Source organism: Rheinheimera mesophila (assembly GCF_000986865.1).
Lineage (GTDB): Bacteria > Pseudomonadota > Gammaproteobacteria > Enterobacterales > Alteromonadaceae > Pararheinheimera > Pararheinheimera mesophila.
The window spans coordinates 40,728-53,611 of record NZ_LAVS01000009.1 but is presented as its reverse complement, the minus strand read 5'-3'; the positions used below and the strand labels follow the sequence as shown (position 1 = coordinate 53,611).

At 50.4% G+C, this 12,884-nt stretch carries 6 protein-coding genes; 4 read left to right on the top strand and 2 right to left on the bottom strand.

Translation table 11 applies throughout. From position 1 onward, the window contains the following. Positions 1-40: 40 nt before the first annotated feature. The 3 genes from SD53_RS05470 (at position 41) to SD53_RS17950 (ending at position 7,090) form a co-directional block, all read left to right on the top strand. Positions 41-2,062: a S9 family peptidase gene (locus SD53_RS05470; protein WP_046519220.1), complete on the top strand. Its 2,022-nt coding sequence runs from the start codon at positions 41-43 to the stop codon at positions 2,060-2,062. A gap of 88 nt (positions 2,063-2,150) precedes the next feature. After that, the gene (locus SD53_RS05465; protein WP_046519219.1) at positions 2,151-2,534 is read left to right on the top strand and encodes an MmcQ/YjbR family DNA-binding protein; all 384 of its coding nucleotides are present in this window, start codon (positions 2,151-2,153) and stop codon (positions 2,532-2,534) included. Between the two features lie 2 nt (positions 2,535-2,536). After that, a complete protein-coding gene (locus SD53_RS17950; RefSeq protein WP_052749268.1) occupies positions 2,537-7,090 on the top strand; it encodes an EAL domain-containing protein in 4,554 nt (1,517 codons plus the stop codon). 10 nt (positions 7,091-7,100) lie between these two features. Here the strand turns inward: SD53_RS17950 and SD53_RS05455 are convergent, their stop codons facing one another. Together SD53_RS05455 and SD53_RS05450 are read right to left on the bottom strand one after the other, a co-directional pair. Continuing rightward, positions 7,101-8,957 (bottom strand): M48 family metallopeptidase, encoded by a 1,857-nt coding sequence (locus tag SD53_RS05455; RefSeq protein WP_046519218.1) that lies wholly within the window; start codon positions 8,955-8,957, stop codon positions 7,101-7,103. Positions 8,958-8,962: 5 nt separating this feature from the next. Next, the gene (locus SD53_RS05450) at positions 8,963-9,553 is read right to left on the bottom strand and encodes a LemA family protein (protein ID WP_046519217.1); all 591 of its coding nucleotides are present in this window, start codon (positions 9,551-9,553) and stop codon (positions 8,963-8,965) included. Between the two features lie 294 nt (positions 9,554-9,847). Between SD53_RS05450 and SD53_RS05445 the strand changes: the two genes are divergently transcribed. Then, the gene (locus tag SD53_RS05445) at positions 9,848-12,874 is read left to right on the top strand and encodes a di-heme oxidoredictase family protein (protein WP_046519216.1); all 3,027 of its coding nucleotides are present in this window, start codon (positions 9,848-9,850) and stop codon (positions 12,872-12,874) included. The last annotated feature ends 10 nt before the right edge of the window (positions 12,875-12,884 follow it).

Genomic DNA, 12,884 nt, shown 5'->3' with positions numbered 1-12,884 from the left:
ACGCCCTGACTCTCAGGGCGTTTTTCTACTGGGAGAATCTATGAAAGCCTGGATCTTTCTCACCGCAGCCTTACTAAGCGGTGCCGCTGTTGCCAAAACGCCACTGACCATTGAATACTTAAATAAACTGAACAAAGTGTATGATGTGGTGGTATCCCCTGATGGCCGTTATCTGGTGTACGGCCAGAAAAATGGGGGACTGGCTCCGGCTGATACCAGCGCCGATCTGTATTTAATTGATTTGCAGCAAAATAATAAAGTCAGTCGTTTAACCTTTAACGACGACAGAGAGCACAGTGTGGCCTGGAGCAAGGACAGCAGTGCTTTGTATTTTATCGCAGGCCGCTCTGGCAGCTCACAGGTTTGGCGTTTGCCTGTCGCTGGCGGTGAAGCTCAGCAGATCACTGACTTACCTTTAGATGTAGATGGTTTTTTAGTGTCAGACGACAACACTCGCATTGTGTTGCAAATGGCCGCTAAGCCAGGTTGTGAAACCTTGTCCTGCACAGTCGAAGCCAAACAAGTCAAAGCGGGACAACAAGACAGCGCCATGGTGTATGACCAACTGATGGTGCGGCATTGGGATAGCTGGGCGGACGAATTCAGAAGTCATTTGTACATAGCGGATTACACAGGCAAAAAAGTCACGGACGCTAAAGATTTGTTGCCGGAATGGAATACCGACATTGCTGGCATCAAGGAAGTGTCATTTACACCAGATGGTAAAAATCTGGTATTCAGCGCCAAAATTCCTGGCGTGGATCAGGCCTGGCATACCAACTTTGATATTTTTCAGGTCTCGGTCAAAGGTGGCGAAAAAATTAACTTAACCCGCGACAACGCCGCCTGGGATGCCAAACCATCTTTCTCCAGCGATGGGCGTTTTATGGCCTATTTAGCCATGAAAAAACCAGTGTATGAAGCCGATCGTTTTGGTTTGATTTTACTGGATATGGTGACAGGTCAGCGTAAAGAACTGGCACCAGAATGGGACAGATCCATCAGTGACTATAAATTCGGGGCTGACAACCGAACCATTTATGTCACAGCGCAGGATACAGGCCAGCATGGTATTTTCTCTATCAATACCAGTTTTGGTGACATCAGCAAAGTTTACGCCGATGGCACAGCAGGTGACTTGAATGTGGCTGGCAATAAACTGTTTTTCACCAATCACAGCCTCGATAAGCCGAGCGATATCTACCAAATTACCGCCGAAACCGGTGCACCAACCGCCTTAACCCAGATCAACAAAGAGGCGTTGGCTGATATTCAGTTTGCTGAATTTGCTCAGTTTAATTTCCCTGGCGCCAATGACGAAACCGTACATGGCTACTGGATGAAACCGGTCAATTTCAAAGAGGGCCAGAAATATCCTATCGCTTTTATTGTGCATGGTGGTCCACAAAGCAGCTTTGGTAATATGTTTAATTACCGCTGGAATGCGCAGTTATGGGCGGCTCAGGGCTATGGTGTGGTGATGATCGACTTCCATGGCTCAACAGGTTATGGTCAGGCGTTCACCGACTCTATCGCTCGTGACTGGGGCGGTAAGCCATTGGTGGATTTGCAAAAAGGTCTAGCTTTTATCACCGAAAAAGAAAAATGGCTCGATAGCAAAAACGCCTGTGCTTTAGGGGCATCTTATGGCGGTTACATGATGAACTGGATAGCGGGTAACTGGCCTGAGGGCTTTAAATGTTTAGTCAACCACGCCGGTTTATTTGATATGCCCAGTTTCTATGGCAGCACTGAAGAGTTGTGGTTCCCTGAGCATGATATGGGCGGGCCGGTCTGGGCTAAAGAAAGTGACTATCAGAAGTTTAATCCGTCTGCTTTGGTGGATAACTGGAAAACGCCCATGCTGGTGATCCACGGCTTAAAAGATTACCGTGTGCCTTATGCGCAGGGTTTAGCGGCTTTTACCACGCTGCAGCGTAAAGGTATTGAATCCAGATTGGTGATTTTTCCTGATGAAAACCATTGGATCTTAAAACCACGCAATGCCGAGCGTTGGTACAACGAAGTATTCGACTGGATGAAATTGCATACCCGTAACTAAGTTGGCGCAGAAGGCTGCATAGGCAGCCTTCTTTGCTTTGAGGACAGATATTGACAGCCAGACTGCTGCACTTTGCCGGATGACCACGATGTATCATAGCGATGTGCGTGATTACTGCCTCGAACTGCCCGGTACCGAAGAGGATTTTCCTTTTGGTGTAGATATCTATGTCTATAAAGTAAAAGGTAAAATCTTTGCTATTCTGTTCACAGGACAGGGTGAAGCGCGGTTGAATTTAAAATGTGATCCGGATGAAGCCCTGGCGCTGCGGGATATTTTCCCTGCGATAAGCCCGGGCTACCATATGAATAAAAAACACTGGAATACGCTGCGTTTAAATCAGACTGTGCCAGAGCGGGAAATCAAACGACAAATCGATCAGTCCAGACTTTTGGTGCTGCAATCCTTCACCAAAGTCCAACGACAGACAGTGCTGAACGAAACCGAACAGAACAAGAAAAAACGCGGATAGACATGGCCAAACCTGCTTACCCTTTAACTGCTATTCGAATTGTCATGCTGTACTGCGGCTTTGCATTGCTGTGGATTTTCGGCTCTGATCATTTATTGCATCTGACCATCAGTGATCCAGAGGTCAACTCCCTGCTGGGGACAGCCAAGGGGGTGGCTTTTGTCTGTATCAGTGGTTGCATCATTTATCTGCTGTTGGCCACCTGGCGGAAACAGCAGTTTTTCGACACAGTGGTGTCAGTACGATACAAACAATTGCGGGTGATAGCCCTTATTCTGGTATTTTTGCTGGCGGTACCTGCTATCGCTTTTGTCACCAAATGGGTCCATGGCAACCAACTGAAAGCCGAAGCCATGGCTGATTTACGCACTGTCACCGAGATTAAGAAGCAACAGCTTGAGCTTTGGCTGGCGGAGCGACAATACGATATCAATGGTTTATCCCGCGACAGTTCCTTTCGTCAGAAGCTGGAGCGTTATCTTAAGCTGGGGGGGGAGGCGGACAGTGCTGATGTCAAAAACCGATTAGCCTCTATGATCGCCGAGCATTCCTTTCATTCTTTAGTGTTAGTCGATCCACAGGGCCACCACCGATTCGCTTTGGGACGACCACTAAAATTTGATCTGTTCTCTGGCGGAAAAGATCTGCCTCAGCCTGCAACCCAATGTGACCACGACAGACAGGACAGCTATTGCCAGTTAAGCTGGGTGTTACCACTGGCCATAGGCCAGCAGATTTATCAATTGGTCTTTGTGGTCGATACCAGCCTGTATTTATTTCCGTCTGTGCAAAACTGGCCTATGTCCAGTCCTACGGCTGAAGTTCTGCTGGTGCAGCAACAAGGCCGCTCTGTGGTGTTTTTAAATCCATTACGTCATCCACAGCAGGCTGTGGTGAAAAATACCGATATTGATGGACCTTTGCTTGCAGCCAAAGCCTTGAGGCAGCGACAATTTCATACCGCAGAGGAGCTGGATTACCGCAATCAGTCTGTGCTGGGGGCTTATACACCTATACGACAAACCAACTGGATGCTGGTCAGCAAAATAGATATTGCTGAAGTTCTGCAACCGCTGGATACGTTATTGCTCTGGTTGTCGATGATGTCGGGCACCTTGCTGATGTTACTGGTGCTCGGGGCGTTATTGTACTGGCGCGAGTTAATGCAATCCCATCAATTGGCTTTAGCGGCAAAACAAACAGAACAGGATAAAACGGTACAAGCTTTTTTTGATATGCCTTTTTCCGGCATGGCTATATTATCCCGCACTCATCAGCCTTTTATCCGGGTCAATAAAAAACTGCAGTCTTTACTGGGGTATTCAGAGAGCGAGTTACTCAGCTTGTCGTTACGCGATCTGGCGCAAGATCCAGAGCAATTTATGGCGACCAGTTTTACCTCTAAACTGCAACAGTTTGCCGAGTCTGACATTCAGTTACGGCATCAAACCGGCCGTATTCTGACGATAAAACTGATGATGCAGCGCTTGAGTCAGGAAGGGCAGGCCGATCAACTGCTGGCGACCTTTGATGATGTCACCGAAAAACGTCAGCTCTATGCCGATTTAAGCCGCAGTCATCAGCAACAACTGCAAAATTCGCAGCAACTGGATGCTATCTTGGCTGCCAGCTCAACGGTATTGCATCGGATTGAGCTGGATGGTCGTCAATGCAAAACCACCTGGGTCAGCAGTAACATCGAACGCTTGTTGGGGTACAGTGTTGAACAGTCCTTAATGGACAACTGGTGGGAAAACGGTGTCCATCCGGATGATAAACCGCTCGCCAGCCTTGCTGTGGAGCAAACTCTGCTGCATGGCCACTATCGGCATGAATATCGTTTTTTTGATGCCGCAGGACAGTTACGTTTTATCCGGGATGATCTGCGTTTGCTGCCAGAACTTAAGCAAGGCCAGCAGCATATCATTGGCGCCATGGTTGATATTACTGAACTCAGGCAAGCCAGGCTGGAACAGGAAGCCAGCAGTGACAAGTTAAAAGCCTTGTTCAATACCATGTCTGAGGGCTTGGTGTTGCATGATAAAACCGGTGCCATTGTCGATGCCAATCCTTCAGCCGAGCGGATGCTCAACTGCAGTCTGGCAGAAATGCAGGGCCAGATCCCCCGAGCCGAAGAGTGGCACACTATCTACGAAGACGGCTCCCAATTCCCCGCCGAACTCTATCCAAGCAACGAGGTCCTGCGCACTGCAGCACCAGTGCGTGATGTGGTGATGGGCATAGAACGTGGTCATACCCAACGTTGGCTGAAGGTCAATGCCGAGCCGCTGTTTGAGCAAGAACAATTATCCGGCGTGCTGGTCACTGTGGATGATATCAGTGCTGAGGTGGATTTTCGCAGAGAGCTGAAGCAACGGGCTCTGGTGATGTCTAATCTTGCCGACATGGCGGCCCGTTTTTTACAACACAGTGACTGGTTACAGTTACTGCGCAGTATGTTGCCATCCATCAGCCGGGCTTTAGACGTGGACGCGATTTATCTGTATCAGAACACCACAGCGCATGAGCGGGTCAGTGGTACTTTGTTAACACAATGGCGGCGGGATCAAAAGGAGCATATCCGGACCTTTAAGCAGTTGAATAACAAGCTATCGCGCTGGTACGCTGCCATTACGCAACTGACCAAAGGCACTATAGTGGCTGGGCAGGCTGCAGACATGGACAAGATGCTGCAGCCGCTATTGAAACGTTTCCGTATTCAGGCCATAGCCTTGATGCCGGTGATGGTGGATGGCCTCTGGTGGGGCCTGCTTGGTGTTGAGCTGCATCACAGAGGCCGCGAATGGAATCAGGTGGAATTGGATGCGCTAAAAATGCTGGCAACCGCCTTAGGCAATGCCGTGAAACGGCAACAGTTTGAATCCTCGTTGCAACAGGCTGCTGCAGTGTTCGAAAGTACCCGTGAAGGTATTATGGTCACCGATGCATCCAACCGCATTATTCAGGTGAATCAATCCTTGTTGCAGATGTTGGGTTATGAAGAGTCTGAAGTCATTGGCAATACACCCGCGATGTTTTCCTCTGGACGGCATGACCAGGCGTTTTACAGACAGATGTGGCAGGAACTGTCTGAGCACGGCCATTGGCAAGGGGAAGTCTGGAACAGACGCAAGAATGGTGAAATTTATCCTGAGTTGCTCAGTATCAATACGATTCTTGATGCCTCCCGCCAGGTCAGTCACTATGTGGCTGTATTTGCAGATATCACCCAATTAAAAGCCTCAGAGCAGGAGCTGGCTTATCTGGCGCATCATGATGTGCTGACCGACTTGCCCAACCGTTTGTTGATGAGTTCACGCCTGCAAAATGCGGTGGACTTGGCAAAACGGGATCAGCATCAGTTTGCGGTACTGATGATGGATTTGGATCGCTTTAAGTACATCAACGACAGCTTCGGTCATCCGGCCGGAGATGAGCTGTTAAAACTGGTGGCGGCTTCGCTAAAACGCAGGTTGCGTGAGATTGACACTGTGGCCCGCTTTGGTGGGGATGAATTTATTATTCTGCTGGAGCAATTGCATCAAAGTGAGGATGCAGCCCGTTTTGCCACTCAACTGATCAACGACATGAGTCAGCCCTGGCTTTTGAGCAATAATGCAGAAGTGCGTATAGGCGCCAGCATTGGTATTTCAGTCTATCCGGATCATGGCACTGAAGGGGAGATTTTACTCAGTAATGCCGATGCTGCGTTGTACCGCGCCAAAGAGCAGGGCCGCGGTCGTTTTGCTTATTATTCGGATGATTTAACCCTCTACGCCCGCCAGCGCATCGATTTAGAGGCGCGCTTACGGGGGGCGTTAGCGCAGAACCAGTTTTTAGTCTATTACCAGCCACAAACCGATATCAAAACAGGTCGTATCGTCGGCGCTGAAGCCCTGGTGCGCTGGAATGATCCGGTAGAAGGATTAATAGCTCCGGCACGTTTTATCCCGATAGCGGAAGATACCGGGCTTATTGGCGCTATCGGCGATTGGGTGCTGGCAGAAACCTGTCGTCAGGGCGCGTTATGGCGTAAGGCAGGCTTACCTGATCTGAAACTGGCGGTGAATTTGTCGTCCCATCAGTTTAGTCATGGCGATATTGGCGCTCAGACCGCACAAATATTACGCGATACCGCTTTCCCGGCCGAACTGCTGGAGCTGGAGTTAACTGAAAGTGCCATTATGTCGCGTGAGCAACAGGCCGAGCGGGTGTTGTCTGACTTACACACTATGGGAGTCAATCTGGCGATTGATGACTTTGGCACAGGTTATTCGTCTTTTGCCTATTTACAGCGTTACCAATTGGATGTGTTGAAAATAGACAAGAGTTTTGTCGATGAAGTGGCAGAGAACAGCGAAAGCCAGGCCATAGTCACAGCTATTATTTCGATGGCGCATATTCTTGGCTTAAAAGCCCTGGCTGAAGGGGTGGAACATCAGGCGCAACTGGATTATCTGTCTTTGCAGGGCTGTGATTATTATCAGGGCTATTTGTGCAGTAAACCTTTACCTGCGGCAGATTTTGAACAATTGATCCGCAGTCAGTTGAGCTGACTGCGGCCTGTTAAGTCGAAAGTGGGTCCAAGCCTACAGGAATTTCCAGCAACAACGCCAGCGCCTGTACCAACATGGCTTCTTGATCATTGACCCGCTGATCGGCCTGTATTGCCGTTTTCAGCATCAGCCAGAGCTGTTGTTTCAGGCGCGGTGTGCTGTGGATCAGGGCTGGCAATTGTGCAGTCAACTGCGAAAAGCTGATCGCAGGACGTTCTGTGTCGACAGCTAAACCAAGCACCTGCAAACCGTTGCTCCAGGCTTGCTGCTGTAATTGCTCTGCGTTGGCCTGTTGGGCGCACAAAGACAATAACGCCAGAGCAGGCTGTTGGATCTGTTCCAGACGGCTGCTTTGGTCCCGGCGATGCAGCAATGACTTGTCAAACTGACTACCGACACAGTGTTGTAACCAACTCAGCAGAGTCCATTCCAGTAAATCTTCTTTGCCGTCACACTGGCTGAGGTTTTGACAAAGTTGTTGAAACTCAACGAATTGAGCCTCTGATAGTTGCTTTACAGCTGGTACGGCAAGTTGCAACAACTGCAGTTTTTGTCTGCCGGATAAAGGACGGACTTCGTCATAGAGTTTATCGACCTGTTGCAGCAGTTGATGATCGCCAAGCGCTTTGACTATAGCCCATTGTCTGGCCTGATGCTCTGTCTGAATAAGACAAGCGCAGCACAAAGCCGGAGCAGAGGCGGCATGACGGCCGCTGTGCAGCAACAAAGCAGGTAACGTAGCGAGCAGGGCTGCGGCTTTTTGCGGTTTGCTCTGAGGCGCGACAACGGTCTGGTCGCTGCTTTGCTGTGTTAGCTGGGCTTGGGTTGGAAAGACACCATTCCAGCTTGGATCTAATCGTTTGATGCGTTGCTGCAAAGGTGGGTGAGTGGCAAAGATGCTACTCCAGCGACTGAGGGCTTCTCCAAAAAATAAGTGGCTCATTTCATCTGCATTGGGGTGCTTTACTTTACTGCCGTAGGCCGCACCACCTATGGCTTTCAGAGCGCCCGCTATGCCTGAGGGGTTACGGGTAAATTGTACTGCACTGGCGTCGGCTAAAAACTCACGCTGACGACTGACAGCGGCTTTGATCAGACGGCCAAAAAAGGTACCCAAATAGCCCAGCACCATCAGACCCAGGGCTAAACCTAAAATACCACCCCCATTGTCTTTTGATTTTGAACTCCCCAGCGCCACTGTAGTGCGTCGCCCCATACTGCGAAGCAGGAAATAGCCGGAATGACCGATAAATTCAATGCCATGCAGCAAGGCGATCAGGCGGATATTCAGTCGCATATCCCCATTGAGGATATGACTGAATTCGTGGGCTATCACCCCCTGCAATTGATCGCGGTCTAACAGCTCCAGACATCCCTGCGTGACGCCTATCACCGCATCGGCGGGCGAGTAACCGGCCGCAAAAGCATTGATCGACGATTCTGGCAGCAGGTAGACAGGCGGCACCGGAACCCCGGCGGCTATGGCCATTTCTTCGACACAATTCAGCAGCCGTTGTTGTTTGCTGTCAGAGTACTGATGGTCCACCAGACGACCGCCCAGCGCTTTGGCGACCACCTGACCGCCCTGGCTCAGTTCGGCCTGCTTGATACTGACCACTGCAGCTATTATTGCAAATACCAACAGACTGACCCCGCCGATCATTTGCCATGGCAGTTGCTTCAGCCAGTCCGGATCTTGAGGCTTTAACAGTAGCTGATATTGCTCTGGCTGCATCAGCCCTAAGGTGATGATCAGCAGCACATTGGTCAGGATTAAAAGCGTGATCACCGCCAGCGCAAACAGCAACACCAGGAGTGTGGTATTGCTGCGCGCTTGATCCTGAGCGGCAAAAAAATCGCTGGCCATAGCGTTTAGAAACTGACTTTAGGTGCAGCCTGAATAGCGGCGCTATCAGCAAACTCCAGCAATTTGGCATCCTGTTGATGACCAAACAGGCCGGCAAAAATCACGGGCGGGAAACTTTGTTTATAGCTGTTGTATGCGGTGACCGCATCATTAAAGGCCTGACGGGCAAAGGCCACTTTATTTTCAGTGCTGGTCAGCTCTTCGGTCAGTTGCATCATATTTTGATTGGCTTTTAAATCCGGGTAGGCCTCCATCACCATGCTGAATTTGGTCATCGCACCTTGCAGCGCAGCTTCAGCTCCAGCCAACTGACTGATAGCAGCCGCATTGCCCGGTTGAGCCGCTGCGGCAGTTAATTGGCTGCTGGCACTGTTACGGGCGGCAATGACAGCCTCCAGGGTTTCTCGTTCATGCGACATATAAGCTTTGGCGGTTTCGACCAGATTAGGTATTAAGTCATAACGACGTTTTAACTGGACTTCAATTTGAGCAAAGGCATTTTGGAAACGATTTTTCAGTTTGACCAGTTGGTTGTAGATACTGACGATAAAAAACAACATAACGACTGCAATCACTAAGCTAATAATGGTGGTCATGGGGGTTCCTTTTACCGATGAATAAATGTGATGGACACCACTGTAGCACTGTAAAAATTTGTTGAATAGCGTCAACACACTGCAGTGTCAGGTGGTCATTCTCCTCTTGCCGCGTTGCTGCTGTTCACAAGCCTGAAGCAGCGGGTATTTAGTGATGCACAATTAATTACACAATAAGCTCCGCTGTTCCCTCATGATTTAGTCACTTGTAGTCGCTTTGGTTAAAAGCCTGTTCACTCTGTTTTCACATTCAGTGGGTGAATATCTGTCATTAGTCATTTTGGAGTTATTGCGATGAGTTGTGATTCAGTTGAACAAGCAGAGGTATGCAGGTTGAGGTACGGCAGTTGGCTGATTGCATCTGTACTGGCGTTGTCGCTGTCAGCCTGTGGCGGGGGAGGCGACAGCAGCGCTGTGCCTGATGGCTCAGGTACGGTTCCGGTGACCAATCCACCTATCAGTCCACCTGTGACTCCGCCTGTGACACCACCGGCAGACACGCCTCCGGCAGAGGATATTCCTCCGGTGGCCGATTTACCCGAACCTGAACTGGAGGCTGCGCCTGCAGCCCGGACTAGTGCCTTACCCAAAGCCGATGCTCCCTCTTTGCCCCCGCCGCCAGCCGGGTTGCGTATTGATGCTAATTTCGATAAAACGGCCGTCAGTCAGCCTGTTTTTGCTGTTGCAGTGCGATCTTCAGGTGATGAAAATGACAACAACACCGCTGGAAAAGCCATAGATGGTGATCTGAGTAGTCGCTGGGAAAGTGCCTGGGGAGAGGAGGTGCCCAATGCTGACAACGCCTGGCTGGAGTTTGACTTTGGCGCCAAAACTGCGCTGGGGGCGATGAAACTTTATTGGGAAAACGCCCATGCCAAAGAGTACGCGCTTTATGTTTCAGACGATGCACAACACTGGTATCAGCTCCGTTACATCTTGGGATCAGAGGGAAAAACCGAACAGTTCCTTAATCTGGATACCTATGCACGTTATCTGCGCTTTCAGGGCATTACGCGCAGCACTGCGTATGGCTATTCCTTGTTTGAAGTTGAATTCAGAACGCCGGGCAGCGACAGCTCGTTGCCAGTGCTTGAGACGTCCGCTTTGTCTTATCCGCTCAGTGGTGCAGGTCGCGTGCCATTACCCGCGCCGGTTCAACCCATAGAGAGCATCAGCTTTACTCTGGCCGATGGCACCCTGGTCACCCGTTTTGGTATGGTTGGACGCTCACGCCATGCCCGTGAGCGTGGCGAAGAATGGAATGAGATGGGTTTTGGCCTGAATGACACTGTTGATGCTGCAGGTCAGGCTGTGGATAAAGGACCTGGCGCACATTTGAATTTTGTCGCTAATTACTTTAAAAACCGGACCTGGGGGGTAGAGTTTATTGATAACAGCAACGTCCCAGGCGTTACTGAACCGCACATTGTGGTGAATCAGTACTTTCAACAGGCGCAAAAAGGCGGTGGCCATGCTTTTGTCCGTCGTTTTGATGAGCCCGCCGTCACAGGCTTTGGTTGGATGAGTCCGGGAGATTTACTGGATGACTCGACTTATCAGGACCCGGGAGCCGCTTGTCCTGTGATCGCTAAACCTGCCAATGGTGTGTTGTTGCGTCCTGATACAGGCTACAACGGCGTGATTGGCGCAAATGACGGCTGCAGTGTGGTGTTTGACCGTTATCCGGGCCACAGAGCTCTGTCTGCCAATGCCGATGGCGTGTTAGTGCCCAATGGTCAATCGGTCGATTCCAGAGCGCTGAGAAAAGGCGATGTTATTGAGTTCACCAGCTCGTTTTTTTCGACCCGCGAAGCCATGGATGCGATAGGAGACAGCGGCGCTTTTCGCTATTACACCAATGAGCTGACCTATGTGATGGGCAAAGGCCTGCGGCCCTGGTACGGTGTGCAGCCGCGTCTGATGAATGAACCTTTGCCTGACAGTACTTTGCAAGGCGGCTTAGGTTCAGTGTCTTATGATTATGCCGACAATCCAACCTTTATGTTTCAGCAGCCGCATAACACCATAGGGATGCACAATATCCAACGCTTTATGGAGGGACGACGCTGGCTGCACACCCACTTATGGACAGGTGAGCATAACGAGGATGGCAATGACCGTAACGACGCAGGCATCAAGCTGCAAGGCCCGCGTTTTAATCAATCATCTTGTTTTAACTGTCATGTCAATAACGGCCGAAGCGTGGCGCCTGTGGTGCGCAATCAACGGCTGGATACTATGGCGGTAAGAGTTGGTGCAACCGGGACAGATACTAATGGTCAGTACTTACCGCACCCTATCTACGGCCAGGCCTTACAAATGAATGGCCGCTCTGTCACTACAGGGGCGATGCAACACTGGGGTAACGGTGCCTGGGTTGCTGATTTTGTCTCCCGTAACGTCAGTCTTGCTGACGGTAGCCAGGTCGAATTACGTAAAGCCACAGTGGCCTTTGAGGGGCCAGAGCCTGCTGTGTATTCTGTGCGTCAGGCCCAGCCACTGATCGGTATGGGCTTATTGGAAGCTATTTCGGACGAAACTATTTTATCCAGAGTTCGAACCACACCAGACGCTGATGGAGTATTGGGCACGGCCAACTATGCCTACGATCCTGAAACCGGCCAAGTTCGCTTAGGCCGCTATGGCTGGAAAGCGGGCAAAGTGAGTTTACGCCATCAGGTAACCAATGCGGCTTTGCTGGATATGGCGGTGACTTCTTCTGTTTATCCTAAACTGGATTGTCTGGCTGGCCCACAAGGCTGCGATCCGGCCACCGCCGAAGCAGGTTTACCGGAGGAGGCCGTAACAGCGATGACGCAGTATCTGCAGTTATTGGCGGTACCGGCACAGCGTAGTGTTCCAAGTGGTTTTCCAAAAGGCGTTGCAGCCTTGGCTTATCTGGATGTCGACTCTGCCAAAATTGCGGCAGGCGAAAAAGTCTTTAAAGAGATCCGCTGTGTCGCCTGTCACGTCAGTGAAATCAAAACCAGCGACCGCTCTGAATTCGACGAAGTACGTAATCAGACCATCAAACCTTACACTGATCTGCTATTGCACGATATGGGGCCAGAGCTTGCCGATAATTTCAGTGAAGGTCTGGCCAGCGGTAGCATGTGGCGAACCCCTGCGCTTTGGGGCATAGGCTATACCCAGTTCGTCGCTGGTGGTACTCCGGTTGGTTATTTACATGATGGCCGCGCCCGTACCCTCACTGAAGCTATTTTATGGCACGGTGGCGAGGCGGAAGTGATTAAAAACCGTTTTGTTCAGCTACCAACAGCGCAGCGTGAGGCTTTACTGGCGTTCCTAAACTCGTTATAGCCGCAACAAA